Source organism: Halomonas sp. GT, assembly GCF_002082565.1.
Classification (GTDB): domain Bacteria; phylum Pseudomonadota; class Gammaproteobacteria; order Pseudomonadales; family Halomonadaceae; genus Vreelandella.
Window position 1 is genome coordinate 3,126,929 of the sequence record NZ_CP020562.1, and the last position, 26,374, is coordinate 3,153,302.

Sequence of the window (26,374 nt, forward strand, 5' to 3'; positions counted from 1 at the left end):
TGGAAAAGACACTTGCCTCAGCAACAGTGCTAAATCAGCCGTACAGCCCACGTGAGCCATAGCGAACGGTAATTTGCTCTTCAGGAAACACATCGAAGTTCAAATCCAACACTCTACCGGGCCAGCGGAACTGAGTAAGTCTTTCCTTGGTGCGATATACCGCGGTATACACTGTGCCCAGACCACGCCGATAGTCATGACGAAACAAAGGGGGAGCGGAAAAAGCCGAAATTAGTCGCTCTTCAGTGGTGGCATCGTCGTCCACCAGAATCGAAAGCTGACGCTCGCGAATCAAGGTTTCAGAGGCCAGCGCATGGGCATACCATTCGATTTTCTTTTGGTGATTGGTAGCCACCGCCACCCGCCGAATGCTAGCGCGGCAATCAGGAGCAATCATCGCCGTGACATAACGACCTGAGGCGTCTGCCACGGTAATGTTGTAGGCCATATGGGTAGGCACCCTCGCGAGCACCGCAGCTGCTTCGGGCACGGTATCGCAGAACTCAAGGATATAGCGAAGAATTATCGGAGCACCGAAGCCATCCCCCACCACCTTGCGCCCACCGAACGCTAGAGAAACAGCAAGTCCTGAATCGTTCATCCCGTCTAGCACGCCCCACAGGCAATCAGACATGGCGATAACACGGCGCTGATTCCACCGAGTGTAGAGAATAGTGCCCTCGCACAGCTCCGGCGGGTAGTCATAGTTGCGTGCCAACACGGTTGACATCGGCCTTGTTAGCACCGCCTGTGAGCAACCGGTAATATATGGCGGCGGACGGTACAAACTCAGTAGCCGCGACGAAAGATCCCCTCCACCAGCTACTTCACATAACGTGCGGTAAGTAGCCAGCAGTTCGGGCATGTGCTTGCGTAAGGCGTTATGACACTCTAAATAAGAGGGACGCTCACGCTCACCTTCGGCCAGATACCAAGGCTCATAGGCAGGCCAGTGGTAATGGAACAACGACTGCCATTTTGGCCCCGCCACTTCTTCGTGCACAGTGCGAAACGTCAGTGCCTTGTCCAGCTCCACACCAGGCGCTCGGCCCGCAGCAAAGTTGCTGTCCATGATTAAAGGATTTTAAAGTTGCCACCGCCGATAGCATGGCTGACGGCAACTTCCTCCACCACTGGATCTTGCAATGCCTGTCCGGTGTACTGACCACGAATGCCGTCTATCCAAGCCTTGGCACGCTCGTTCAACTGGAAGTCATCATCCATTAACCGTCCTCGGGTAATCAAAATACCCAGGTCGGCCCCTTCATACCGGAAGTCTCCTGCGCCACTAATACGCAGAAAAAAGGCTTCCTGCTCGTTCTCTGCCGCATGAGGGTGATAGCTATAATGATCATAGGCAATCTCGCCCTGATCATTCATGCGCCATACGCCGGTAGTAGGCGCCTGCGTTAACAAGTCAACGCTTTCATCGGTATGCTTGATAACCAGCTGGCTCCAGCTGTCGACACTTTCAGGATGCGCCCAACGCTCATTGATATCATTGATATCCAGGTCAAAATCGACATCCGAAAACTCAAGCAGGTGAAACAGGAACAGTGGAATATCAGAATGAGCAAAAGCCGCCACATTCGTCAGGGAGCTTGCCCCTGTCACGCGGGGGTTAAGTTCGCCTAGATACACTTCATTGGTATCCATATCGATCAGAAAATCGAGTTCAAAATATCCTCGATAGCCTTCTTCGCGCAGTGCCTCACCAAATTTAAAGGTGTATTCACGCGCTAAATCACGTACTTCCTGACTAAAGGCGCCAGCGAACATTTCGTTGCCACACCAACCACCCTTATAAGGAGTCAATGTTTTGAAACCTACAAGCTCTGTCATCAGCGGGCCAACGACCGTACCGCAACGCGTGGCACATGCTTCTATCGCTGAGCCGCGACAGTTGATGCGCTTCATGATCTTGACCTCGGGCTCGGCTTCGATCTCTTCAGCATGCTTGTAATAGTCTTCTTCACTGGCAATAAAGAAGGTGGTGTGCCCAGAATCGCCAAACGCGGTCTGTACCACTAAATCGTTACCGAGCGACTCGCTGACCTCTAGAAGCTCCTGATAACTGCCTACTCTGGCCAACACGTTGGGCACGCTGGGCACGCCGGCTTTGTTGCCAATACGCACTGTCTCAATTTTATTATCCATCCGCTTGCGCAGTTCTGCGGGGGGAAGGCAACCCGCAGACCCAACTGCTCACAAATTTCTTCAGTGTGCTCATCGAACATTAAAAACGATGCCACCCCAGCACTTTCGCTGTTGGCTCGTGATTGAATGAAATCAATGACTTCTTTGTGTTCAAGCAGATAGTTATTAATGTCTTCAATGCTCTCGAAGTCGCGGGGGAACTTCTGTTTAGGCACGAAGACATTTCGCTGCTTGCCTTCAAAGCAGTCGATATAGTTAATATGCCGGAAGCTACCTACCCAATCACCGATACCTAGAAGGTTGAAGTTCGTCGCAGAAATAAAGTAGATCGGCTCTTTATTATTTAGGAAATGTCTACGAACATCTGCAATGGACGTTATTTTATTCATTGTTTTCGCTCCTTGTATGACAGGTACTGAAAGCTGTGTGGAACTAGTGCTGCCTAGGAGTTTCGCTAAATATCGCGATATTCGCCTAAATTGATCATCCAGCTTGGCGCGAAATCCGTTCTTCTCGTGATGATGGGTCAAGCCAAATAGACTCCTAAAAAATGTCTTGGTCAGTACGTACGGGTTTAGCAAGTGGTCCTAAAGTGTCAAGGAAAGGAGAGGATCCATTTTCGCTACGGTATATCGAGAAATCGACTTCACGGTCACGGAAACTTTTCAGTGGCTGTCCCAAACCGCGCAATCCTGTTTCGCGCTCGCGGCGGACGCGGTTTAGGTCAATTTCGATAGGCATGACCTCTTCCCCTATCCCCGCTTGATGAATCACGTCGCCAGAGGGACCAACGACGATAGAGCGTCCATTTCCCAACGCGCCAGCGCCATTGATATCGAAGAAGTAACACTGGTTAATCGCCGCATTGGTGCGAGCAATTGATAGCTCAATATCTCGGTCAATGGTATCCGTCATAGTGGGGTGAAGAATGACTTCAGCCCCCATTGAGGCCAATGTACGAGTCGTTTCGGGAAACCACATGTCATAACAGATAGAAACGCCAAAGCGTCCTATCGTTGGTACATCAAAGACCACAAATTCACTGCCGCCCTCTACGCCAGCTTCGTAAGGTCGGAACGGGAACATTTTGCGATAACGCGTTACAACTTGGCCAAGGGGGTTAATGACTACCAGTGTATTGTAGGTATGTTCGCCTACTTGCTCGAACATTGAGCCTGGAATTAACCAAATGCGGTGTTGCGCAGCCAGTTGGCAAAAAAATGCTTCGGTATCGCTGGGCAACGTTTGAGCATGGAGCGGTGAAGCTCCCATTGGCATTAATTCGCTGAACAGCACCATTTGAACCTGAGGAAAACGGTTCATTAGCGCATCGATCCGATGGCGCATAGCCTCGGTATTGTCGCCATGGTGCAGGGCATGCATTTGAACACCGGCAATGGTGAAATATGACATTAGCTTCTCTCTGCGTCAGGCGATCTGACTGTTTCCGCTTAGCAAATTAACTTTTATGGATGTCTTTCGCTAAGCTAGTGGTGAATGGCCTCAATTTTCATGTTAAGCCAACGGAACGCTGAAATGGCGTTGATCAAGCACCTGGATAAATTGTTAAATTCGATTTACACAGGCCAATATTATAAAAAGTCGTTCGATCCAATACCTGGCTCGGTTCGTTTGACCGACTTAGTGACGATATAGGTGAAATAACGTTCTATTCCCACATCGGAGATCAACCAACTATCGATCAAACGTTGATAACTGTCGATGGAAAACACTTCAAACTTCACCAGATAATCTACACCGCCACCTACCGCTACGCACTCTGTGGCATCTGGCGTTTGCATGACTAACGCTTCAAAGCGGGAAAAACTCTCAGCATTGTGCTGTTTGAGCTCGATCTGCACCCATACGGCGTTGCGTGGCATTAACACATCGGCATTAATGCGCGCTGTATATCCTTCGATAACGCCCGCATTTTCCAGACGTTTCACTCGCTCCCAGCAGGGACTCACCGAGAGGTTGATGGCTTCAGCTAACTTCGACTTAGTGATTCGTCCATCTCGAGAGAGAATATCGAGAATTTTTAAATCATAACGGTCCAGTTTCATCATGCTGGTTGTCACGCTTCCAGGCGTTCAACAACATCGGCAATCACCGCCAGGGTGTCCCCCATATTGATCAACGATGGCGCACGGCGAGCCATCAATATGCCGTCACGCTCCGCTTTGTACGCCACAGGAGCGGTGCCGCTACGGGTCATATCGTAGACATAGGCAATGGTTTGGCCTTTTTTCACCTCATCACCCAACGCCACTAACAGCTCTAACACCCCAGAGTGCTGGCTTTGCACGTAGCAGCTGGCATCTGGCATATCGAGATACATTTGCCCTGCTTCAGGCATTTCTACCGAGCCTTCCACCAAGCCGTAATGAATCAAAAAGTTGCGTACACCACGTTCAGCAATCGCAATACTTTGAGGCGTGGACGTACCGCCGCCGCCAAGCTCAGTGGCAACAAACACTTTGCCTTGGCGCTCACAGGCAGTATCGAACAGCTTTTCTGCATCTAGCTCAAACATCACCATCGCGTAGGGAGCACCGAACGCTTTAGCGCCTTCCAGCGCCGCCTGCTGTTGAGACTTATCGTCTAAAACATGAGAAGCGCCGAACGGCAATATATCCAGCGTGCGGCCACCAGAGTGCAAATCGAGGACTACATCGCTAATAGGAACCAGCACGCGGGTAAAATAATCAGCGATTTGCGACGTTACGGTGCCGTTTGGATCCCCTGGAAAACTACGATTCAAGTTGCCTTTATCCATCGGCGACGTGCGCTTTCCGGCCATGACGGCTGGCGTGTTCATACACGGCACAATAATCACCCGACCACTTACCTCTTCCGCTTTCAACGTGGAAGAGAGCTTTAACAGTGACGTTATGCCTTCATATTCATCGCCATGATTACCGCCAGTTAGCAGTGCCGTTGAGCCTTCGCCATTTTTAACCACAGTGATAGGGATCATCACCGCACCCCAGGCAGACTCATCGGTCGAAATCGGCAGCTTTAAAAAGCCGTGCTGTACGCCATCGGCGTCGAAATCAACAGTGGCGGAAATAGGGCTGGGCCGCAGTTGGTTCGGTTGGAGCGTCATCATAAGTCCCTTGTATTGTATAGACAGCTACTTAACAAACAGCTGGCGCGGAAAATTAGCCAGGGTTTCACAGCCATTTTCAGTAATCAGAATACTTTCGGTAATTTCTAGACCCCAGTCTTCCACCCAGAGCCCTGGCATGAAGTGAAATGTCATGCCGGGCTGAAGGATAGTGTCGTCAGAGGGGCGTAAACTCATTGTGCGCTCGCCCCAATCTGGTGGGTACGAGATACCAATGGGATAGCCACAGCGCGCGCCACCACGGTCAAAACCGTATTTATCCATCGCCGCACCTAGCGCCATAGCAATATCTGCCGTACGGTTTCCCGGCTTAGCCACGGCCAACCCACTCTCAATACCTTCCAGCAAAGCGGATTCAGCACGAATAAAGTCTGTCGGCGGCGTTCCTAAAAATACGGTGCGCGACATCGGCGCGTGGTAGCGCTTGAAGACACCAGCAATTTCAAAGAAAGTGCCCTCGCCTTTGCGAAATGGCGTGTCGTCCCAGGTAAGGTGCGGCGCAGCAGCGTCTTTACCGGTTGGCAGCATCGGAACAATAGCTGGGTAATCACCGCCAAACACTTTGCCATTCTCGTCGACAAACCCCTCGATGCCGACGCGATAAATTTCCGACACCAGCTTACTCTTTGGCAAGCCGGGTTCAATAACTTCCAAAATACGCGTGTGCATCCCTTCAACAATTTTTGCTGCCACACGCATATAAGCTATTTCTTGCGGCGACTTAATCGCCCTGCACCAATTCACAAGTGCGTTGGCATCCATAAAACGCGCATGAGGAAGCTCACGCAAAAGGCTTTGATAGGCTTTAGCAGAGAAGTAGTAGTTATCCATCTCCATGCCCACTACACCGGTATGCCAGCCACGGTCGGGCATAATCGATTGGGCAAGATACTCCATTGGATGCATATCCGGATTTTGAACATAGTAATCCGGATAGTAGGTAATATTATCGGGGTCTATCCAGCAGGTGCGCAGCGCGCCGTTGGCATCCATACGGCGGCCAAACCATACAGGTTCGCCTTCAAGGCCCACCAATACGCATTGATGAACGTAAAATGACCAACCGTCGTAGCCGGTCAACCACGCCATGTTGGAGGGGTCACTGACGATCAGCACGTCAATGCCACGGCCAGCCATTTCTGCACGCACCTTCCACAAGCGATTAGCATACTCTTCACGTGTGAAAGGCAGGGAAACCTCAGTCATCGGGCAACTCGCCATCAAAGATCACTAAGAACCAGCGCCATCTATTGTAAGTTAGGTACGCTGGGCCACAGGATCGACCTGGCCACCCCCGCAGTAGGCCTGCCAATGTCGTCTTAAGGCGATACTAGCACCGACCCTTGGTTGCCGGTCAAAGCCTTTATGACAAAAATAGTGGTAAGCCGTGGTAGCGTAACCATAGTTAACATGCAGTCAGGAGGAAAAATGAAAATAGTCATCCATATTGATGATTCAGCCCAGTGGCAAGCTGCACTTGAGAAGGCGCTGCCCCAGGCCACTGTATTAACAAGTGACGCGCCTGAAGACGAACGAAAAAACGCCGACTACCTTGCCGTTTGGAAAGCGCCAGAGCATTTACTGAAGGAACAAAACCAGCTCAAGGGCATTATCAACCTGGGCGCGGGTGTTGATTACTTACTAAAAACACCCGGCCTTCCAAGCGGTGTTCCTATCGTGAAGTTACGTGATGCAGGCATGGCCGAACTCATGGCAGATTACGTACTATACGGCGTACTACACTTCTACCGCAGCATGGATCGCTACGCTGCTCAACAGCAGAGCGCCAGTTGGAAACCCCAAGCCGTGCCTGAAAAAACACAATGGCCAGTTGGCGTGTTAGGTCTTGGTGCAATCGGCAGTTTCGTAGCCGCACACTTGTCGCAAGCAGGGTTCCCCGTACTTGGCTGGAGCCGCTCACCTAAAGAGATTAACGGCGTATGCTGTCTGCATGGTGAACAGGGTCTTGATGAACTGCTTGGCCAAGTGCAGAGCCTAGTCACCATTTTGCCAGATACCGCAGCTACAGAAGGTATTCTTAACGCCGAGCGGTTAGCGAAATTACCTGTGGGCGCCAGCGTTATTAACCCCGGCCGCGGCAGTCTAATTGATGAACAGGCGTTGCTTGATGCACTCGGTGACAGGCATAAACCAGGACATCTGCGTGGTGCCCTGCTAGACGTTTTCTGTGAAGAGCCTCTTCCAACCAACCATCCCCTTTGGCAGCATCCAAGCGTGGTAGTAACGCCTCATATGGCAGCGCCTACACCACTCAATGACGCCATTGATCAAGTAATTGCGTATATTAAGGCATTTGAAGCGGGTGAATCGTTAGCAACGATTAGCCCAGAAGCGGGCTACTGACGCCTAGCCATCCGCCCGCTATACTGCGCGTGGAACCAAGCGCTAACTAAAGGCTCTTAGGAAAACACTCGAGAAGGAGGAAGGGCCTTTGCGTTATGTTACAAGTGGCGTCAGACACCCTAAGTCTGCGAGCGCAATGCTGGGCGCTTGCATGCTTTCCCTGTGCGGTTTAGTAACAGCAGATACTCCACAAGGTGAGCAAGCTCTGCAAGCTCCACACCCCTTCCAGGCCCAATACCGTTTAGAAATACGCGGTTGGCCCGGAGCGACCATTACCCATACGCTCAGTAATGAGGGGCTTCACTGGTTAAGTAATATGAATTTTGCTGTCGCGATTGCCCGTGGCGAGGAGCGTAGCCGCTTTTCGATAGATGACACCACTACCCGTTCTTTGCTCTATAACAGCAGCTATTCACTACTGGGTGTAGGCGACAGTTACCAGCTCAACGAAGGTGATATTAGCTCGCTTGATCGCCAGGCCGCTCTATTTGACCTTTCCCGACGAGCGGGTCATGAAGGCTGTATGGTCAGCACCCCCTGTGATATCGAATTTGTTGATCACCGCGGACGTGACGAACACTTTCAGTACTATGTCGATCAACAGAATATCAACGAGCCCAACACCATTACCGTTCCCGCCGGTGAATTCGAAGCCACGCGCGTCACGCTGATTGATAAAGAAAAGCCCGACCGATATCTACACATTAATTTCCACCCAGATTGGCCAGGACTGATCCTCTCGGCAGAATATCGAAAAGAGGGGCGTCGCCAGACGTATCTCACCATGACTCAATTCAACCCCGCTGGGGGTAACGCACCTTAAATGTTTTCTGGATTACTGATTGTTTTATTGCCTCTCTTGTTAGGCTACTTAGTACGCGTTCGCTCCACCCGCTTACTTCATCTCATCAACCGAGCCGTTAATGGCTCGGTTTATTTGATACTGTTATTTATGGGTGTAAGCCTTGCGGGACTTGAAAACCTGAGCAGCCAACTTTCAAGATTAGGCGGTAACGCGCTGCTGCTATTTAGCATTACTACCGTGTTCAACTTGGGGGCACTGTGGTGGCTATCACGCCAAGTCGCTTTGAAAGCCGGTAGTTCACCGGTGGTGAAGAACGCTCCTACTAGCAAACTGGCTGCCATGCAGGGGTCACTCATGTTGGTAGGTGTGGTGGCCGCTGGCGTGATATTTGGTTTGCTAACTGGCCCTCTCATTGGGGAGACGCTGTTTACCACCGCCGACTGGCTAGCCGAATGGGTGCTATACGCACTGTTGGTGCTGATTGGCTGCCAGCTACGCAATTCCGGCATGCCACTTAAACAAATTTTGCTGAATCGCCTAGGGCTTGCCATCGCGGTCACCCTTGCGCTGAGCTCACTGCTGGCTGGCTTGTTAGCCGCACCGCTTCTCTCACTTAGTTGGAATGAAGGCTTAGCCATGGCGTCTGGCTTTGGCTGGTATTCGCTTTCGGCTATTTTGATTGGCGACCAACTTGGTCCATTAATGGGCGGCGTAGCGTTTTTCAACGACCTTACGCGCGAACTGCTGGCCTTTATTCTGATTCCCCTTGTTATCCATCGTCACACGGCGCTAGCCATTGGCTATGGCGGCGCTACCTCCATGGACTTCACTCTGCCGGTGATCCAGCAGCACGGCGGTGTGGCCTGCGTTCCTATCGCGGTGGTCAGCGGATTTATCCTGTCACTACTCTCTCCACCACTAATTCTGTTTTTTCTTTCGCTGTCGGGTTAGCGATTGCAGGCAATCATTGGGTAGGATAAGCAGCGTTATTTGTAACCACGTACCCTTTTGCGCACGCTTAGTTAGGAGTGTACGCGCAGTTAAAACACAACTGCTTCACTGCCCAGGATGACGGCCCACCATGCTAAACGGAATTTGGTTAAGCTTTTTCATTGCTGCGTTTGCAGCCTCGTTATGGCAGTGGTTAGTCGGTGGCGATAGTGAGGTTTTTGCTCGCTTAGTGCAGTCGCTGTTCGATATGGCAAGCGTCAGCGTCGATATTATTTTAGTGCTGTTAGGCACAATGACGCTTTGGTTAGGCTTTCTTTCGATTGCTGAAAAGGCAGGCATGATTCGCTTACTAGGACGCGTGCTTGACCCGCTGTTTTCCCGCCTAATGCCAGAAGTGCCCCGTGATCACCCTGCCATGGGGCTAATTAGTATGAACTTTGCGGCCAACATTCTAGGTTTAGATAACGCCGCCACCCCCATTGGCATTAAAGCCATGCAATCGCTACAAAGTCTCAACCCAAGCCGCGATACCGCCAGCAACGCACAAATTCTATTTTTAGTGCTTAACACGTCATCACTGACACTGCTCCCCGTCACGATCTTCATTTATCGTGCTCAGCAAGGGGCGGCAGAGCCTACCCTGGTCTTTCTGCCGATTCTGTTGGCTACCAGCGCCTCCAGCCTAGCAGGGCTTCTGGCCGTCTCACTTATGCAGCGCTTAAAGCTTTGGCAACCTGTGGTGCTGGCTTATTTGGTCGCTGCAGCGTTTGCCTTGGGATTATTAATCACCACACTGGCGGGCATGTCAGCCCAGGCATTAGCGGCTGCTTCAACATTGGTGGGCAACCTAACGTTATTCACTATTGTCATGATGTTTTTAGTGGTTGGCGCACTGCGTGGTGTGAGGGTGTATGACGCCTTTATTGAAGGAGCAAAAGAAGGTGTCAGTTTTACGGTCACCCTGCTGCCGTATCTTATTGCCATGTTGGTGGCGGTTGGCGTACTACGTGCCAGCGGCGTTCTAGACGCAGGGCTGAGTGGCATCCGCTGGTTGGTGGAAGGCGTTGGCTGGGATACACGCTTCGTAGATGCGCTGCCTACGGCCTTTGTAAAACCCCTCTCTGGTAGCGGCTCGCGGGCCATGATGATCGAGACAATGAATAACTTTGGTGTCGACAGCTTTCCTGGCCTGCTGGCCGCTACCCTGCAAGGCAGCACCGAGACGACTTTCTACGTTCTAGCGGTCTATTTTGGCGCAGTCGGCGTTACTCGTATTCGCCATGGCCTGGGCTGCGCGCTCATCGCTGACGCCGCGGGCATTATCACTGCCATCGCCGTCTGCTACTGGTTCTTTGGCTAACGCCACTTGGCAACCACGTTAGCCACCAAGCTGGTTATTCGTAACAACACTCGTAACAACAATAGATTAGGTAATTTGCTTCATGCATGCTCAACACACGGCATTACATAACGAGCTTCACGCGCGGCCTCCCATCTATTTTGAGGGGCCTGCCTGTCTTCATCACTACGCTTTTACGCTTGAAGGCGATGACGTTACTACGTTGCTTAATCGCCTAGCAGAACTGACAGAGGCCACTGTCACTCCCGATCAGGTGCAACAAATAGTCAGTTGCCAGGGTTGCTTAGTCAAGTGGGAGCGGCACACCGAGTTTTTTACGCTAACCATTAAGCACGACAACAACAGCAACCCTCGCATTTGGCCAACACCGCCGACTTTTTTAGCCCGTTTACTCGCGGATGTTGCCGATCAAATAATCAGTGCCAGCGTATTACGCGTGGAAACCGCCAACCGTTGGGCAGGCAGTGTGGAAGCCTATGGATTAGACCAGCCAGCGGGCTCAAAGGTAGGCGGCGGAGATGCCACGGTTTGGAGCGACTTCAACCTGGATGATCAGCAAAGAAACCGATTGCTAATGGTTAACGATAATCTGGATAGCTATCGATTGGGCAGGATGGCGAGACGCTTATTTGATATTGAGACTTACCGCATAATGGCAATGCTGGCGCTACCGGAAGCCAAAGCACTCAGTAGCGAGTTACAACACTATGAAACTGAGCTGTCAGCGCTCTCTCATCAACACGCTGAACAGCACACCTCGCCTGCAGAACCGTTGCTCAATGCATTGACTCTGCTCTCGGCAAAACTCGAACGCTGCGGTGTACAAACTCGCCAACGATTTAGCGCGACTGATGCCTATGCCAACATCGTGTTGGCGCGCATTAATGAGCTGCGCGAGGAACGTATCGGCAATTATCCCCGGCTTGGCATGTTTATTTTACGTCGCTTTGAGCCTGCCGTGCGTTACTGCGATGCCATGAATCGCCGAGTAGAAACGCTGGCCACCAGCGCCACACGCTTAAACGACTTGTTGCGTACCCGCTCCCAGGTCGAAATCGAGAGGCAAAACTACAAAATTTTGCAGAGCTTAGATGCCCGTGCAAGCAGCCAACTAAAAATCCAAAAAGCCGTTGAAGGTCTCTCGATCATCGTCATCAGCTATTACATTTTCAGTTTAATGAAATTAGGGTTGGAAAGCTTAAGAGCACTCGGCGTCACTATCGAACCCAACGTCGCCGCCTCCGTTATAGCGCCACTGAGTGCACTGATTATCGCTATCCTAACCTGGCGAATTTGGAAGGTTAAAAAGCACTAGTAGGCAAGTCGTTAGCTGCACTCGCCCCGTAGTGAAACGCTAAGCGCCTTGCGCAGTGCAGGGCCGCTTATGCCACGACCTAATAGCACCGTCAGTTTCGCAACGGCGGCTTCCAGCGTGATGTCACCTCCCGCAATCACACCGGCTTGGTTCAGCGCTGCGCCGGTGGCGTAGGCTCCCTGCACGACCTCCCCTTGGGCACACTGCGTCACATTGAGTAGTGCGACCCCTCGTTCATTTGCAGCCGTTAACGCCCTTAACAGCTCGCCTTCAAAACTAGGCGGGTTGCCCACACCGTAGCTATGCAGAACCAAGCCTTTTAGGCGTTCATCGGCCAGAAGCAACTTGGCGCGGTGCAGCGACATGCCGGGATAGAGAGGCAGTATCGCAACAGCCTCTTCATCCACCTCAATGGGGGTAAAGTCAGGCAGTCCGCTCATCAGCGCAGAGGGCTGAGGGAAAGACATAGCGATGCCAAGTTCGGCAAGCCAGGGGAAATTAGGAGAGTCAAAGGCATCTAACCCCTGAGTGCGTACCTTGCGAGCGCGATTACCGCGCAGCAGTCGATCGTGAAAGGCCAGACTCACTTCACAAGGTGTCGCGGAGTGGATCACCAGTTGCAGTGCACTGACGAGATTATTCAGTGCATCACTGCGGGGCTCCCCCAAAGGAATTTGAGCGCCGGTGAAGATCACCGGCTTGTTGAGTGTTCCGAGCATAAACGACAGCGCAGAGGCGCTATACGCCATGGTATCGGTACCATGTAGCACTATAAATGCATCGTATGCTTGCCAGTGGCTTTCTAACTGTGCCACTAAACGGTTCCATGCGTCGGGCATTAGCTCGGCACTATCAATGAGAGGCTGCATTTCCAGCACATCAAACGATGGTAGCCTGCCGGCATCGCCCATTGCTAAGTGCGCGGTTAAGCGCTCGGCCAGCCCCGCGCAAGGCACATACCCATGTGGCGATGGCTGCATACCAATGGTACCGCCGGTGTAGAGCATGAGTACGCGGGGCATAGTCTCTCCTTATCTAATAGCGTTAGTGCATACGGGGGCTTACTTAGCAGGCGCGCTTTCTAGACGCTGCTTTAACGCTTCGGCCTCTTCAGGCTCTAGCTCCCAGGCTTTCGGATCTAGCTCAAGATCTGGGTGTTGATTGGCATCGAAAATTGGCTGCTTGATGCCCTGGCGACGCTGGCTATCGTAATCGTTAAGGATGCGTAGGCCGCACTTGAACAACAGAATCAGTGCCACGAGGTTAACCACCGCCAGAAGGCCCATGGTGACATCGGCAAATCCGAACACAGTGCCAAGATCTGTGGTCGCCCCCCAGCACACCAGCAATACAATGGCGACACGGAAAGCGTTAAACAGATTCTGGTTATCGCGGCTAAAGAAATTGAGGCTGTTCTCGCCCAGGTAGTAGTTGTACAAAATAGTACTGAACGCAAACAACAGCAGCGCGAGGCTAACAAAGGTGCGACCCCATTCGCCTACATGGTCGGCAAGCGCCGCTTGGGTGAGGGCGATACCTTCAACGCCAGCACCTGCGGCCGGGTCGTACACACCGCTGAGCAGAATCAAAAACGCCGTGGCCGAGCAGATAATCACGGTATCGATGAACACCGAAAACGCCTGCACGATACCTTGGTTAGCTGGGTGCGGTACGTAAGCAACCGCCGCCACATTAGGCGCACTGCCCAGACCCGCTTCGTTAGAAAACAGGCCACGCTTCAAGCCCATCATAATGGCCGCACCAATACCGCCACCAATCAGCGGTTCAAGGCCGAACGCACTTTTTACGATTAGCGTTATAACGTCGGGAATTTCACCAATGTTCATGGCGATGACCAACAGCGCAATGGCGATATAGCTGACCGCCATAAAAGGCACTAGATACTCTGAGATACGCGCAATACGCTTGATACCACCAAAAATAATCAGCCCGACCAGCATGGCCAGGGCAATGCCGCTGTAAAGCACCGGCACACCGAAGGCGTCACCAAACGAGGTCGCTACCGCATACGATTGTAGTGCGGTAAAGGCAAAACCAAAGGTTAACAGCAATAACACAGAGTAAAACGCTGCCAGCCAGCGCCACTGTTTGCCTAACCCTTTAACAATGTAGTACGCCGGGCCACCACGATAAGTGCCATCGCCTTCCGCTTCTTTGTAGGTCTGCGCAAGGGTACATTCTAAAAAACTAGTCGCCATCCCCATCAGGCCCACTAGCCACATCCAGAAAATAGCCCCTGGACCACCTAGCGTAATCGCGACCGCTACGCCAGCAATATTACCGCCACCCACGCGCCCCGCCACTGATAGAACAAGTGCCTGAAACGAACTTAAGTGGCCATGTTTATTACGCTTAAAGGCCTGACCCGACCCCAATATGCGAAACATTTGGCCGAAATAGCGAAACTGCACAAAGCGGGAAGCAACGGTAAAACCGATGCCAACGCCTACTAGCAGCACTAGCAGTACCTTTCCCCAGAGGAGCTCATTGAGCATATCAAGCATGTGATTTTCTCCGCGTTCTTGTATTAGCGTTATGTTGGAATTCGCGTCGTTTTATGTCGCGCTTATTAAAACCGCGCCGCGGAGAACGTTTTACCAAGCATGGGGAAGAATTAAATTTGGCGCAGAGGTGCAGTTGTATGCACCGACTGCGCCAAGCCCTGCACCAAAGTGCATCACATAAAAACGGTGCGCGCCGTTTAAGGCTGCGCACCGTTCGGTCACGTCTGCATTTGAAAAGCCAAGAGGGTGCTTTTTATTTAATCGCTTTCGCCGCTCGCGCCGCATGAAGCTTCTTATAGCTTTCGATCAAGCGCTGGTGGCGCTCCAGACCTTCTAACTGCATGTTAGTCGGCGTTAAGCCATGGAAGCGTACTTCGCCACTCACCGACCCCACGACCGCTGCCATGGTCGCTTCACCAAACATGCGCTGGAAATTGGGTAGGTAATCGTTGAGTTCCAGCTCATCATCAAGCGTAATCTCTAACACCGCGTTTACCGCCTGATAGAACAGACCGCGCTCGACGGTATTATCGTTGTACTGCAGGAACATCTGCACACAGTCCAGCGCCTCTTCATGGCGTTGCAGCGCAAGATAAACCAGCAGCTTCAACTCTAGGATCGTTAGTTGCCCCCACACAGTGTTCTCATCGAACTCGATACCAATCAGCGTGATGATATCGGCATGGTCATCCATCTGACTCTCTTCCAGCCGCTCGACCAGATCGGTAAGCTGAGCGTCATCCAAGCGGTGCAGGTTGAGGATATCCTCGCGGTAATCCAACGCCTTATTGGTGTTATCCCAGATTAAATCTTCAATGGGGTACACCTCTGAGTAACCCGGCACCAGAATACGACAGACGGGTGCGCCCAGGTCTTCGTGGACCGCCATATACACTTCCGCGCCCAGCTCCTCAAAAATGCCAAACAGCGTCGCGGCCTCTTCCTCATTGCTGCCAGAGAAATCCCATTCACTGAATTCAAAATCGGGCTTGGCACTAAAGAAGCGCCAGGAAACGACGCCCACCGAGTCGATAAAGTGCTCAACAAAATTGTTGGGTTCAGAAACGGTTTGCGAGTTAAACGTCGGCAGTGGCAGATCGTTTAATCCTTCGAAACTGCGCCCCTGCAGAAGCTCAGTTAGGCTGCGCTCCAGCGCCACTTCAAAGCTCGGGTGCGCGCCAAATGAAGCAAATACGCCGCCGGTACGCGGGTTCATTAAGGTGACGCACATCACCGGGAACTGCCCGCCCATAGAGGCATCTTTGACCAACACCGGGAACCCTTGGGCTTCCAGGGCGTTAATGCCTTCTACGATACTTGGATACTTGGCTAGCACGTCCTGCGGTACATCCGGCAGAGCTAACTCCTGTTCGAGGATTTCGCGCTTCACCGCCCGTTCGAAGATTTCCGACAAGCACTGCACCTGGGCTTCCACCAGGGTGTTACCCGCACTCATGCCGTTACTTAGGAACAGGTTTTCAATTAAGTTGGAAGGGAAGTAAACCGTCTCATTATCGGATTGACGCACAAACGGGAGCGATACAATCCCCCTATCTTCACGACCAGAGTTGGTATCGATCAGATGTGAGCCACATAGCTCGCCTTCAGGGTTATAAATATCGCGACAGTGGTCATCGAGAATGTCAGCGGGAAGCTCATCGTTCGGCCCCGGCTGAAACCACTTCTCATTGGGGTAGTGAACAAAATCGCTGTTGGCAATCTCTTCACCGAAATACTGGTCGTTATAGAAGAAGTTGCAGCTTAAGCGCTCAATAAACTCGCCCAGCGCCGAACACAGGGCGCTCTCTTTGGTAGCCCCTTTGCCATTAGTGAAACACATCGGTGAGGCCGCATCGCGAATATGCAGTGACCAGACGTGGGGCACGATATTTCGCCAAGAGGCGATCTCGATTTTCATGCCCAGGTCAGCCAGCATCGCGCTCATATTAGCGATAGTTTGTTCTAATGGCAGGTCTTTACCTGGAATATAAGTAGCGCTGCCCTCCGGCGCGCCCATCAGCAGCGCCTGGGCGTCCTCGTCGATGTTTTCTACCGTCTCGATCTGAAACTCAGGGCCAGTTTGAACGACTTTCTTTACCGTGCAGCGGTCGATGGAGCGTAGAATGCCCTGGCGATCTTTTTCAGAAATATCCTCTGGCAGTTCGACCTGGATTTTAAAAATCTGCTTATAACGATCTTCAGGGTCGACGATATTGTTCTGAGACAGGCGAATATTCTCGGTAGGAATATCCCGGGCATTGCAGTAGACCTTAACAAAGTAGGCAGCACACATCGCCGACGATGCCAAGAAGTAGTCGAACGGACCGGGAGCCGAGCCATCGCCTTTATAGCGAATCGGCTGATCGGAGATAACGGTGAAGTCGTCGAACTTGGCCTCTAAGCGGAGGTTATCGAGATAATTGACTTTAATTTCCATGAACGGGCATCCGGAGCAATGAGTGTGCCTCGGCTATTAACAGCATAAGCCGGTAGGCGGATTGCTGCCCATTATCCAGTTTTTCACCCGCTTCGTCTTGGGAAGCATTGCACTGACTGGCCCAAAGCGTCACATTAGCCGCACCGACGCCTACTGAGAACGTTGAAACCGCCCCTATGCATGATGATTTTGTGGCTAACTTACGCTTGCTGTGCAGCTACTATCCGTCTATTGCGGACGTTTGCCGCCGCTTAACCATTAACCGTGCTCAATTCAACCGCTACCTCAGCGGACGCTATTATCCAAGCCATGCCGCGCTGCAGCGTATTTGTCACTTTTTTGGCGTAACGCCAGAAGATATCGCTCTGCCCCACCACGATTTCCGTGCGCTGGTGCAAACCGGACAACTCAATGCGGATACTTCACCGAACACACTGCCCTGGCCTAATGCGTTGATTCAGCGGGGTAGCGAAGGTATGGAGCGTTATCTAGGTCGCTACTTCGAGCTTTACCACTCAATGTCGCGCCCTGGTCATTTGATGCGCACATTGGTGTGCCTAGAAGCCAGAGAAGGAGGTGTGGTTTACCAGCGCACCGAACGTATGCAAGTCGCTCTGGGAAGGCGGCCCTGTCATAACCGTTACGTAGGAACCGCCGTTAAACTTGCAGACCGGCTCTTTTTAGTGGACCACGAGACACTCAATGGCCATGAAATTACCCAAACTATTCTGTTTCCCAGCTTCCAAAGCCAAGTCACACGCTTAACCGGATTGAAAATGGGGGTTGCTGATAACAGTGAGCGTATGCCCTGTTGTGTGCGAGTGGTCTACCAGCGCTTAGATGAACAGATAAGTTTGCGGTCTGCGTTGGCTCAGTGCGGCCTGCTATCACTGGACGACCCGTCGCTAGATGAATCGCTGCTGGCAGCCGTGTGCAATGATGTGGCTAGTGGGGAGCACCATTTTCGCGCTCGTCACTAGCGGCTTGCTTCACAGGACGCCGATGGTGTCAGCACATGGGCAAATAAAATCGACTCAAAGTGCTCCATGGGCGCTACTGACTTAAGCGTTTTAGCGCGCAATATAGCGCCTTCCCACCCCGACAATATAAAACTAGCAAGGGCTTCTGGAACAATCGCCTTATCGATATCCTTCTGATTTTGCGCCTCTTCCAGACAGATAACAAAACGTTGCTCCCAGCGCTGGAACACTAGATTAAGGGCATCACGGAAAGTATCGCTTTGACCCGAAAGCTCCTGGCCCAAGTTACCAATCAAACAGCCCGTGGTGTGGTCGCAGTCCAACATATGCTCACGCCCTGTGGCGAAGTAACGCCGTAGGCGCTCTAACGGTGGCAAGGAGACATCTTCAAGCAGTGTTGCCAGGCTTTCATCGTATTCGCTGGCAAAGCGCTCTATCACCGCCAGCCCAAAATCTTCTTTACTGGAAAAGTAGTGGTAAAACGATCCTTTAGGCACACCACAGGTTTTTAAGACGGCATTAATGCCCGTCGCATTGTAGCCCTGCTGGGCAATCAGCTCGGCACCGGTTTCAATTAACTTATCGCGAGTGGCGGTGTTTTTCATGACGTCACATTAACCAGTGAATTTAGTGCTTTGCAAAATAATAATGACAGGTATTGTTAGACCCGTCAGCGGTTAGACAGCACGCTGCAGCGATGCTTAATGGGTTGCACGCTATTTGCACATTGCTTACCTAATCATTGCTTGCGTATCGGTGATGCTAGCATCATACGCCATTTTCTCTGGAATTTTCGCCCTTAGCCAACGGATGCCGCGCGGTAATGACCTCCTCCCCCTCTTACGCACCCTCTCAACAAGGCCGTATCGGTTTCGGTGCCTTGGCAGCGCTACTGGTCTTCGTTGGCGGTTTAGCCTTGGCTTGGTGGATTATCAGCCAACCACCCCGCGTTGAGCGACGGCCGCCACCGCCCGCCGCCCCCCCCTTAGTGGATATCATGACAGCTGAAGAGCACCTTCAAGCGCCTATGCTTAACGGCTTTGGCCGAGTAGAAGCTGAGAAATCCACTATGCTTGCCAGCCGGGTTGCTGGTCAGCTAGAGCGCTTTGGAGAGGGGGTCCTCCCAGGTCAGGTCGTCGAAAAAGGAGCGCCTGTTGCTTATATCGATCAAGCTGATTTACGCCTAATTCTCGAAGATGCTGAAGCGCAGTTGGCCAACGCTCAGGCGCAGTTAGCGCTAGAACAAGCGGAGCAACAGCGCGCCCGAAGTGAGTATGAATCTTTTGGCCGACAACTCAGTGCTGAGCGCCGTGCACTGGTGCTACGTGAACCCCAGCTACGCCAAGCTCAAGCTCAACTAACGCAAGCACGCGTGGTGCGAGACCAAGCAGCGCTTAATCTTGAGCGTGCCACGCTAGCTGCCCCTTGGCGAGCGATGGTACAAGACCGCTTGGTTGGCGCAGGGACCCTATTAAGCCAGGGTACTGAAGTACTCAGCCTAGTTGGTGTTGAGCAGTTTTGGGTTCGCGCTTCGTTGCCGGGGGATATTTTGAGTTGGCTAACGCCGGGCAGCCGCGTCACGCTTACCAGCCAAGGCTGGCCAGAAGGTGCAAGCCGAGAAGGCAAGTTAGTTTCTATTCTGCCAAACCTTGAAGAGAACGGCTTACAGGCACAGCTGTTGATCGCCGTGAATGACCCGCTGTCGCTAGAGCAAGATGGCCCTGCGCTGCGCCTAGGCGATGTGCTGCGTGTTGCCTTTCATAGCACAACTCAGGAGCCGCTCATCGCCCTGCCCTCTGCAGCATTGCGTCCCGGCGAGCAGGTATGGTGGGTAGATGATGAAGATCGCTTACGCAACACCCAAGTCACCCTGGCCTATCGCGGGCAGGAAACGGCGCTAGTACGCAGCGGTTTAGTACCCGGACAACGCGTGGTTATTGCTGGCTTGGCTCAACCTCGCGAAGGCCAACAAGTCCGTATTCGCCAGCGGGGAGACACCCCAGCCAGTGACGAGGAAAGCCCATGATTCGCCGTGGCCCGCTCGCCTGGATGGTCGACCATGGCGTTGCCCCTAACCTGATGATGGTGCTGTTTATCGTCGGCGGTTTAATGGCATCCCTGGCCATCAAGAAAGAGGTCTTCCCAGAATTTGAAACGGAAATCATCCAAGTTAGCATCAGCTATCCTGGCGCCACGCCGGAAGATGTTGAGCAAAGTTTGCTGCTACCGGTTGAAGCTGCCATCGCTGACGTGGAAGGCATCGATGAATTAACCGCCAGCGCTGGTGAAGGTAGCGGCGTGGTCAGCGCCACGCTGATCGACGGTGTTGATGTGATGCGGGCCTATCAGGATATCCAGCAAGCCGTGAATGCTATCACGACCTTGCCTAACGCAGCGGATCCACCGCGCTTTACCCTAGCTGGCCGCTCTCGCAGCGTGGTGAGCCTACAAGTGTATGGCTCAGTTAGCTTAGCCACACTCCATGACGCCGCTGAGGATGTACGCGCAGAACTACAGGCTACTAGCGGTATTTCCCGAGCAGAACTCTCCGGCAACCGGGAACGTGAAATCCAGGTGCTTTTGGATGAAGAGGCCATTGAGCGCTTTGGGTTAGACCATCAACAGCTTGCCAGCAGAATTGCTGAAGAAGCGCTCGACCTCGCCAGTGGCCAGCTCACTACCGCCGAAGGCGAGTGGTTGATTCGCTATCAAGGACGCCGCAACAATGCGGACGAGTTTTCCGTGCTCCCCATTCTCACCACCGCCCAAGGCTCCCCCGTTGTACTGGGCGATATTGCTCGCGTAAGAGAAGGGTTTGCTGAAACCGATCGCGAGGAGTTCTACAACGGCGAGCAGGGCTTATCGGTAGATATCTATCAAATTGGTGATCAAACGCCGACCAGTATTTCCCAAGCCGTCTATGGAGAGCTGGAGCGACTGCGCGCTAACCTGCCCACCGGGGTACGCCTGGATGTTTCCAGAGACAGCTCAGAAATCTATGAAGACCGCCTAAACCTGCTACTAAAAAACGCCTGGATGGGCTTGGCACTGGTGCTAATTCTTATGGCACTGTTTCTTGAGGCACGACTGGCCTTTTGGGTAACGCTGGGTATACCTACCGCTTTCTTGGGCGCAATGCTATTTCTGCCTTGGATTGGCGTCTCGCTCAATATGATGTCGATGTTCGCCTTTATTATCGCCCTTGGCATCGTCGTGGACGATGCCATTATGGTCGGTGAAAATATTTACAGCTATCGGGAACAGGGCTATTCACTACGCGATGCCGCGGTGAAAGGTGCTCAAGAAATCGCCACACCGCTTACCTTTGCTATTCTGTCTAATATTGTTGCATTTCTGCCGCTACTGTTTTTACCCGGCTTTTTAGGGCTTATTTTTGCTACCGTTCCCGTGGTCGTTACCACGGTATTTATTATTTCCCTGGTAGAAGCTTTGTTTATACTGCCCGCCCACCTCGCCCACGCCAGCAAACCCCGCAAAACACCCGTATGGCAACGCCCTATAGAAGCTGTTCGTCTACGTATGCAAAAGGGCTTGCATCACTTTACTTACCAGCAGTTTGAACCGTTTTTACAGCGCGCGCTTACTCAACGCTTGCTGACGGTATCACTAGCCGTCGCCTTGTTATGTGTCACGCTTGCCTGGGCTATGAGCGGTAGGCTTGGCTTTTCACTTATGCCCAGGGTGGAATCGGACCAAGTTCAAGCCAGCGTTACCCTGCCCATTGGCAGCAACATTAGCGTTAGTCGCGAACTGAGCCAGCAATTGTTGAATGCCGCCGAGCAACTTAGCCAACGCGAAGCAACCCTTAGCTTTAGCAGTACCCGTAGCCGTCTGGATGGTGAAAGCTTGCAAGTGCGTCTTGATATCGCCAGAGAAAGTTTAGATGCCTGGCCTCCTTCTCGAATTGCCCAGGAGTGGCGTGATTTAACGGGCGACTTGGTCGGCGCGCAATCAGTGCGCTTTGAGTCAGACTTCGGGGGCCCTGGTAGCGGTGCAGCACTGAGCTTACGTTTATCGCACCCAAACACCCAAGTGTTAGAAGCGGCCGCTGCGCAGCTGGCTGAACAACTGGCCGAATATGGATTAACCGATATCGATAGCGGACTGGGAGACGGCAAACCGCAGCTTGAAATGCGCCTATCTGCCGAAGGGCGCGCGTTAGGGCTAACAGGGAACGACCTAGCCCAGGCGCTACGCGGCCCGCTACAAGGCGCCACTGCCATAGAGCAGTTTATTGGCCGTCGAGAAGTCAGCGTTGAGGTCCGCCTGCCAGAGCAAGATCGTGACAGCCTCAATGAGCTTTATCGGTTACCAATTCAGACACCTGACGGCCTTAGCGTCCCGTTAGCACGCGTGGCAGATATTACGTTAAGCCAAGCTTCTAGCAGTCTTCAACGCATTGATGGTCGGCGAATCATTACGGTTACCGCTGACTCAGAAGGAGACCAAGCGATCAATCAAGTGCTCGCCACGCTGCAGGAAGATGTTTTCCCCACTCTTAGCAATACCTGGGCAGGGCTTGAAGTGAGCATGGGCGGTCGGCAGCAAGATACCGCCGACAATTTAGCCACGCTTCGCAACGCCATGTGGCTAATGCTGGCCGCGCTGTATGCGTTGTTGGCGATTCCTTTCCGTAGTTACTTTCAGCCACTTCTGGTATTGGCGGCTATTCCGTTTGGTATTGTCGGGGCCGTAGCAGGCCATATGCTAATGGGGTTCGGACTATCGATTATCAGCCTACTCGGTATGCTGGCACTCTCCGGCGTGGTCATTAACGATGCTCTGGTACTGATTGACTATGCTAACCGTAAGCGTCGTGAGGGCATGGATGCCCGCGAAGCGATCGTCGCTGCAGCGACCCGCCGCCTACGGCCAATTATGATGACCACACTCACCACGTTTTTAGGCTTGGCACCAATGATTCTAGAAACCTCTCGCCAAGCGCGCTTTATGATTCCCATGGCCATTTCGCTAGGGTTTGGCATGCTATTCGCCACGGTTATCTTGTTACTGGTAGTGCCCTGTCTCTACCTAGGGTTAGAAAACCTGCGTGAACGACTCAGCAAGCCACCCCAACCAAGCCATGAGGGAGTCAGCTAATGAAATTGCTCGCTTCGCTACGGCAGTGGCGCCCCTCTCAACTGGGCCTAAAGCTTTTTGTAGCTATTTTAAGCGTCAACGTCGCCATTGCAGCGAGCGTCTTTTTAGCAGTGACTTACAGCATTGATCGCGGCTTTTTAGACTATCTAAACCAAGCCCAAGAGCGGCGCGCTATGCTGCTGGCGGATGGGCTAATTACTCGCTGGGAAACCCAGGGCAGTTGGGAGTGGTTGGAGCAATCGCCAGAACGCTGGCCCTATATTGTGCGCTTTGAGCTTGGCCAGGAACACCGTGACCGCCCTTCCCCTCTCGGCGAGACTCAGGACTTCGCTTTACGCAATAACGATGGCGACTTCGTCGTCCCGCCTGTTGAAACTGCACGCGGCTCAAACGGTTGGCGATGGCTTACCCTTTATAGCGACGTGACCTCAAGCGGAAACAATGAGGCGATTGGAGAACTAGGATTTCGCCCTCCACAAGATATGATGGAGCGCATGGAAAGCCGCTTTCTAGAGCGCCAGCAGCGCAATTTAGTGCTTATTGTTGTTTCTCTTGGGTTAGCATCGCTGTTACTGGCAGGAGGGCTTTCCTGGTGGCTAGGCCGACGCACCCGAGCATTGGCGGGCGCAACGCTGCGCTTAACCGAAGGTGATTATCACACTCGGTTACCAGAACGCGGCCGGGATGAGCTTTCCAGTTTGGCACGTGACTTCAACGTATTGGCGGCCACTTTAGAAGCTAGCCGTGATGCCAGAGCACGATGGGTATCAGACACAGCGCATGAGCTACGTACCCCATTGGCAGTGCTGCGTGGCGAAATCGAAGCGATGCAAGATGGGATTCGCCCACTAAACCAGGAAAATCTTAGCTCACTGGCTCAAGAAGTAGCTCAACTGGAACGGTTAGTCACTGACTTGAGGCTGCTTTCTCAAAGTGATGCAGGCGCATTAGATATTCAGCTAGCGCCGATGAATCTCAGCGAAAGCTTAAAAGGTCGTTTATCCGATGCCGACCGTTGGCTAGAGGAGAGCGGTCTGACACTATCAAGCCAGTTTATCCCCGATATCATGATACAAGGGGATGCACAGCGCCTACGTCAACTTTGGAATAACCTGCTGGATAACAGCTGCGCCTATACCCAAGCACCAGGAGAGCTACGGGTTTCATTAACCTGCGAGGCTAATCATGCTGTGATTATTTGGGAAGACAGCTCCCCAGGCGTGCCCGAAAGCGAGCTTTCACGCTTAACTGAACGCTTATACCGCGTAGAAGGCTCACGTAACCGCGCAAGTGGCGGCAGCGGGCTTGGGCTCTCTATTGCTAGCGCGTTAGTGAATGCCCATGGCGGAACACTCTCACCTGGTGTTTCTGCGCTAGGCGGCCTGAAATGGACGCTGCGCTTTCCGTTATTTATTGCCTCCTAATCTAAGCGAGCTGACTATGTCTGAGAATAGTTCACCCCAAGACGCCTCACTGCTCATTGTTGAGGACGAGCCTAAAATTGCCCGCTTAATGGCGGACTACCTGGAAAACAATAATTTTTCTCCGTCGATCATTGCCAACGGCAACGACGTTATGCCCTGGCTAACCCAGCACGTCCCTGCATTAGTACTGCTGGATGTGATGCTTCCTGGTAAGGATGGACTAACGCTGTGTCGAGAAATCCGTCAACACTGGCCTAACTTGCCTATTATTATGGTGACCGCGAAAGTCGAGGAAGTTGATCGTTTACTGGGCTTGGAGCTAGGGGCAGACGACTATGTTTGCAAACCCTTTAGCCCCCGCGAAGTGGTTGCCCGCGTAAAAGCTGTATTACGCCGTAGCCAAGCCGCAGCGCAAGTCGATGACGCTTCCGGTGCCACCCCACAAGCACCGGTGACACTCGATGAAGAGGGCTGGCAGGCGCTTGCCAATGGGAACGACCTTGGCCTCACCGCCGTAGAATTCCAACTGCTGCGCGTCATGATGCAGTCCCCAGGACGTATCTTTAGTCGCGAGCAGTTAATGGATCACATGTACCGAGATAACCGCATTGTCTCGGAGCGTACCGTGGATAGCCACATTAAGAAGCTACGCAAAAAAATCCATGAAGCACTCCCCGAACTAGAGATTATTCGCTCCGTTTACGGGGTTGGTTACAAATATCAGCCAGAAGGATAAACCCGTCTATTTGCCCTCTACTGTCGGTGGCTGAACTTGACGATTCAAAAAGGCGATTCCCGCGTCAATAGCGCTACCACGGAGTAGAAAGCTGGCAAAATGCCCATAGCCACGCTGTAAGTAGAGCTCGCTTTCAGTGCCCTGGGCCTGGAGTGCTTGATAGAAGTCGGTTGCGTGATCAATGGGCACTAGCTGATCCCAACTGCCATGAAACAGAAAAAACGGTGGTGCCTGAGGGGTGATTTGTCGCGCAGGTGAAGCCAGCGCATAGGCCTCTGGTTTTTCGGCGCGGGTGCCACCAATAAAGTCGACCACCAATCGGCCATCATCAAACTTCAGCAGGTCACTGGGTAGACCGCCGACCAACACCGCTGCTAGCTTTGTATGCTCGCCACCATAAGGATCGCCAAGCGGGCCTTCATTGCCAGCCAAGGCAAGCAGGCTTATCAAATGTGCGCCAGAAGAAAAGCCAACACCCACGATGCGGTCAGTATCCACTTGCCAACGCTCAGCGTTACTGTGAATCCAGCTCATCGCCTGTTGCAAATCATGTAGCTGTTCAGGGAATCGGTACTCGGGAGCAAAGCGGTGCTCAATATTCACTGTCACATAACCCTGCTCTGCTAACTGCTCAGCAATCGCCTCCATATCGTCAGGTCCACGGTTGCGCCAGCCACCGCCATGCACAATGAGTGCAGCTGGTCGGCGCTCTGCGTCTGATGTGTTCGGCAATAGTACCTGGGCGCTCAATGTTTGCGCCCAACCATCAGGTGTATAACGTTGGGAGGGTAGTCGAGTAAAGGTCTGTGGAGTGTTCAGCATCCCTTGTTCAATGGCAGGTAGACCCTGACTGGCTTGATGCGTTGCACCGCAGCCACTCATTAAGAGAGTCAACGCGCTTACGCCCAGGTATCGACGCATAATACGTAAATCCAGCATGTAAAATTCCTCAATACGCCCCCTCAATACAGTTTTTAATCACAGGTCTTAAATCCAGCTCTTAAGTCCAGTTCTTAAATACAGCGAGCCCCCGCCCAAGCGATTGTGACCTTATAAGCTAAGATAAGGT

At 52.5% G+C, this 26,374-nt stretch carries 22 protein-coding genes; 10 read left to right on the forward strand and 12 right to left on the reverse strand.

All coding sequences use genetic code 11. From position 1 onward, the window contains the following. Positions 1–34 precede the first annotated feature (34 nt). The 7 genes from B6A39_RS14410 to doeA form a co-directional block, all read right to left on the reverse strand. Complete coding sequence (locus B6A39_RS14410; RefSeq protein WP_083006802.1) at positions 35–1,072, reverse strand: C45 family autoproteolytic acyltransferase/hydolase; 1,038 nt, start codon at positions 1,070–1,072, stop codon at positions 35–37. 2 nt (positions 1,073–1,074) lie between these two features. Continuing rightward, positions 1,075–2,157, reverse strand: a complete 1,083-nt coding sequence (locus B6A39_RS14415) for a biotin carboxylase (RefSeq protein ID WP_232318717.1) — start codon at positions 2,155–2,157, stop codon at positions 1,075–1,077. Beyond that, the gene (locus tag B6A39_RS19090; protein WP_232318718.1) at positions 2,079–2,546 is read right to left on the reverse strand and encodes a hypothetical protein; all 468 of its coding nucleotides are present in this window, start codon (positions 2,544–2,546) and stop codon (positions 2,079–2,081) included. The genes B6A39_RS14415 and B6A39_RS19090 overlap by 79 nt, the downstream gene beginning before the upstream one ends. 154 nt (positions 2,547–2,700) lie before the next feature. Continuing rightward, complete coding sequence (locus B6A39_RS14420; RefSeq protein WP_083006804.1) at positions 2,701–3,570, reverse strand: carbon-nitrogen hydrolase family protein; 870 nt, start codon at positions 3,568–3,570, stop codon at positions 2,701–2,703. Positions 3,571–3,749: 179 nt separating this feature from the next. Further along, entirely contained in the window at positions 3,750–4,226 is a 477-nt protein-coding gene (locus B6A39_RS14425; RefSeq protein WP_083006806.1) for an Lrp/AsnC family transcriptional regulator, read from the reverse strand. 8 nt (positions 4,227–4,234) lie between these two features. After that, positions 4,235–5,266 (reverse strand): N(2)-acetyl-L-2,4-diaminobutanoate deacetylase DoeB, encoded by a 1,032-nt coding sequence (gene doeB, locus B6A39_RS14430; protein WP_083006807.1) that lies wholly within the window; start codon positions 5,264–5,266, stop codon positions 4,235–4,237. A 27-nt stretch (positions 5,267–5,293) separates the two neighbouring features. Continuing rightward, positions 5,294–6,493: an ectoine hydrolase DoeA gene (doeA, locus tag B6A39_RS14435; protein ID WP_083006809.1), complete on the reverse strand. Its 1,200-nt coding sequence runs from the start codon at positions 6,491–6,493 to the stop codon at positions 5,294–5,296. A 222-nt stretch (positions 6,494–6,715) separates the two neighbouring features. Here doeA and B6A39_RS14440 point away from each other — a divergent pair, with 222 nt between their 5' ends. The 5 genes from B6A39_RS14440 to B6A39_RS14460 all read left to right on the forward strand — a co-directional run bounded on the left by B6A39_RS14440 (position 6,716) and on the right by B6A39_RS14460 (position 12,082). Continuing rightward, positions 6,716–7,651, forward strand: a complete 936-nt coding sequence (locus tag B6A39_RS14440) for a 2-hydroxyacid dehydrogenase (protein ID WP_083006811.1) — start codon at positions 6,716–6,718, stop codon at positions 7,649–7,651. 151 nt (positions 7,652–7,802) lie between these two features. Next, positions 7,803–8,474 (forward strand): hypothetical protein, encoded by a 672-nt coding sequence (locus tag B6A39_RS14445; protein WP_232318719.1) that lies wholly within the window; start codon positions 7,803–7,805, stop codon positions 8,472–8,474. After that, complete coding sequence (locus tag B6A39_RS14450; RefSeq protein ID WP_083006814.1) at positions 8,475–9,407, forward strand: lysine exporter LysO family protein; 933 nt, start codon at positions 8,475–8,477, stop codon at positions 9,405–9,407. Between the two features lie 130 nt (positions 9,408–9,537). Next, positions 9,538–10,767, forward strand: a complete 1,230-nt coding sequence (locus tag B6A39_RS14455; protein ID WP_083006816.1) for a nucleoside recognition domain-containing protein — start codon at positions 9,538–9,540, stop codon at positions 10,765–10,767. 82 nt (positions 10,768–10,849) lie between these two features. After that, on the forward strand, positions 10,850–12,082 hold the full coding sequence (locus B6A39_RS14460; protein WP_083006817.1) for a DUF3422 domain-containing protein: 1,233 nt from the start codon (positions 10,850–10,852) through the stop codon (positions 12,080–12,082). Between the two features lie 11 nt (positions 12,083–12,093). On the opposite strand, the gene B6A39_RS14465 is transcribed toward B6A39_RS14460, so the two are convergent. From B6A39_RS14465 to B6A39_RS14475, 3 genes are all read right to left on the reverse strand, one after another. After that, positions 12,094–13,104: an asparaginase domain-containing protein gene (locus B6A39_RS14465; protein ID WP_083006819.1), complete on the reverse strand. Its 1,011-nt coding sequence runs from the start codon at positions 13,102–13,104 to the stop codon at positions 12,094–12,096. A 39-nt stretch (positions 13,105–13,143) separates the two neighbouring features. Then, complete coding sequence (locus B6A39_RS14470; RefSeq protein WP_083006820.1) at positions 13,144–14,607, reverse strand: alanine/glycine:cation symporter family protein; 1,464 nt, start codon at positions 14,605–14,607, stop codon at positions 13,144–13,146. Between the two features lie 253 nt (positions 14,608–14,860). Beyond that, positions 14,861–17,044 (reverse strand): OsmC domain/YcaO domain-containing protein, encoded by a 2,184-nt coding sequence (locus B6A39_RS14475; RefSeq protein WP_083006822.1) that lies wholly within the window; start codon positions 17,042–17,044, stop codon positions 14,861–14,863. Between the two features lie 176 nt (positions 17,045–17,220). On the opposite strand from B6A39_RS14475, the gene B6A39_RS14480 reads away from it, so the two are divergent. Continuing rightward, positions 17,221–18,024 carry a helix-turn-helix domain-containing protein gene (locus B6A39_RS14480; protein WP_083006824.1) on the forward strand — a complete coding sequence of 268 codons (804 nt, stop codon included), beginning with the start codon at positions 17,221–17,223 and terminating at the stop codon, positions 18,022–18,024. Here B6A39_RS14480 and B6A39_RS14485 read toward each other — a convergent pair. Next, positions 18,021–18,629, reverse strand: coding sequence for a TetR/AcrR family transcriptional regulator (locus B6A39_RS14485; protein WP_083006825.1), 609 nt, complete (start codon positions 18,627–18,629; stop codon positions 18,021–18,023). The genes B6A39_RS14480 and B6A39_RS14485 overlap by 4 nt on opposite strands. A 218-nt stretch (positions 18,630–18,847) precedes the next feature. Here B6A39_RS14485 and B6A39_RS14490 point away from each other — a divergent pair, with 218 nt between their 5' ends. Genes B6A39_RS14490 through B6A39_RS14505 form a run of 4 tightly spaced genes read left to right on the forward strand, consistent with a single transcriptional unit; the run spans position 18,848 to position 25,305 of the window. Beyond that, complete coding sequence (locus tag B6A39_RS14490; protein ID WP_083006827.1) at positions 18,848–20,050, forward strand: efflux RND transporter periplasmic adaptor subunit; 1,203 nt, start codon at positions 18,848–18,850, stop codon at positions 20,048–20,050. Next, on the forward strand, positions 20,047–23,145 hold the full coding sequence (locus B6A39_RS14495; protein ID WP_083006828.1) for an efflux RND transporter permease subunit: 3,099 nt from the start codon (positions 20,047–20,049) through the stop codon (positions 23,143–23,145). Before B6A39_RS14490 ends, B6A39_RS14495 begins: the two co-directional genes overlap by 4 nt. Beyond that, positions 23,145–24,569 (forward strand): ATP-binding protein, encoded by a 1,425-nt coding sequence (locus B6A39_RS14500; RefSeq protein ID WP_083006830.1) that lies wholly within the window; start codon positions 23,145–23,147, stop codon positions 24,567–24,569. The genes B6A39_RS14495 and B6A39_RS14500 overlap by 1 nt, the downstream gene beginning before the upstream one ends. Positions 24,570–24,585: 16 nt before the next feature. Then, complete coding sequence (locus B6A39_RS14505) at positions 24,586–25,305, forward strand: response regulator (RefSeq protein WP_083006832.1); 720 nt, start codon at positions 24,586–24,588, stop codon at positions 25,303–25,305. Positions 25,306–25,311: 6 nt separating this feature from the next. Here B6A39_RS14505 and B6A39_RS14510 read toward each other — a convergent pair whose 3' ends face one another. Then, positions 25,312–26,244, reverse strand: a complete 933-nt coding sequence (locus tag B6A39_RS14510; RefSeq protein WP_083006834.1) for an alpha/beta hydrolase — start codon at positions 26,242–26,244, stop codon at positions 25,312–25,314. Between the last annotated feature and the right edge of the window lie 130 nt (positions 26,245–26,374).

Bases quoted from the DNA above. Each gene is read 5' to 3' on its own strand.
- B6A39_RS14490 (WP_083006827.1), top strand. From the start codon at position 18,848: ATGACCTCCTCCCCCTCTTACGCACCCTCTCAACAAGGCCGTATCGGT.
- B6A39_RS14420 (WP_083006804.1), bottom strand. From the start codon at position 3,570: ATGTCATATTTCACCATTGCCGGTGTTCAAATGCATGCCCTGCACCAT.
- B6A39_RS14485 (WP_083006825.1), bottom strand. From the start codon at position 18,629: ATGAAAAACACCGCCACTCGCGATAAGTTAATTGAAACCGGTGCCGAG.
- B6A39_RS14455 (WP_083006816.1), top strand. From the start codon at position 9,538: ATGCTAAACGGAATTTGGTTAAGCTTTTTCATTGCTGCGTTTGCAGCC.
- B6A39_RS14510 (WP_083006834.1), bottom strand. From the start codon at position 26,244: ATGCTGGATTTACGTATTATGCGTCGATACCTGGGCGTAAGCGCGTTG.
- B6A39_RS14465 (WP_083006819.1), bottom strand. From the start codon at position 13,104: ATGCCCCGCGTACTCATGCTCTACACCGGCGGTACCATTGGTATGCAG.
- B6A39_RS14445 (WP_232318719.1), top strand. From the start codon at position 7,803: ATGCTTTCCCTGTGCGGTTTAGTAACAGCAGATACTCCACAAGGTGAG.
- B6A39_RS14415 (WP_232318717.1), bottom strand. From the start codon at position 2,157: ATGGATAATAAAATTGAGACAGTGCGTATTGGCAACAAAGCCGGCGTG.
- B6A39_RS14425 (WP_083006806.1), bottom strand. From the start codon at position 4,226: ATGATGAAACTGGACCGTTATGATTTAAAAATTCTCGATATTCTCTCT.
- B6A39_RS14505 (WP_083006832.1), top strand. From the start codon at position 24,586: ATGTCTGAGAATAGTTCACCCCAAGACGCCTCACTGCTCATTGTTGAG.
- B6A39_RS14495 (WP_083006828.1), top strand. From the start codon at position 20,047: ATGATTCGCCGTGGCCCGCTCGCCTGGATGGTCGACCATGGCGTTGCC.
- B6A39_RS14500 (WP_083006830.1), top strand. From the start codon at position 23,145: ATGAAATTGCTCGCTTCGCTACGGCAGTGGCGCCCCTCTCAACTGGGC.
- B6A39_RS14480 (WP_083006824.1), top strand. From the start codon at position 17,221: ATGCATGATGATTTTGTGGCTAACTTACGCTTGCTGTGCAGCTACTAT.
- B6A39_RS14475 (WP_083006822.1), bottom strand. From the start codon at position 17,044: ATGGAAATTAAAGTCAATTATCTCGATAACCTCCGCTTAGAGGCCAAG.
- doeA (WP_083006809.1), bottom strand. From the start codon at position 6,493: ATGACTGAGGTTTCCCTGCCTTTCACACGTGAAGAGTATGCTAATCGC.
- B6A39_RS14450 (WP_083006814.1), top strand. From the start codon at position 8,475: ATGTTTTCTGGATTACTGATTGTTTTATTGCCTCTCTTGTTAGGCTAC.
- B6A39_RS14410 (WP_083006802.1), bottom strand. From the start codon at position 1,072: ATGGACAGCAACTTTGCTGCGGGCCGAGCGCCTGGTGTGGAGCTGGAC.
- B6A39_RS14440 (WP_083006811.1), top strand. From the start codon at position 6,716: ATGAAAATAGTCATCCATATTGATGATTCAGCCCAGTGGCAAGCTGCA.
- B6A39_RS19090 (WP_232318718.1), bottom strand. From the start codon at position 2,546: ATGAATAAAATAACGTCCATTGCAGATGTTCGTAGACATTTCCTAAAT.
- doeB (WP_083006807.1), bottom strand. From the start codon at position 5,266: ATGACGCTCCAACCGAACCAACTGCGGCCCAGCCCTATTTCCGCCACT.
- B6A39_RS14460 (WP_083006817.1), top strand. From the start codon at position 10,850: ATGCATGCTCAACACACGGCATTACATAACGAGCTTCACGCGCGGCCT.
- B6A39_RS14470 (WP_083006820.1), bottom strand. From the start codon at position 14,607: ATGCTTGATATGCTCAATGAGCTCCTCTGGGGAAAGGTACTGCTAGTG.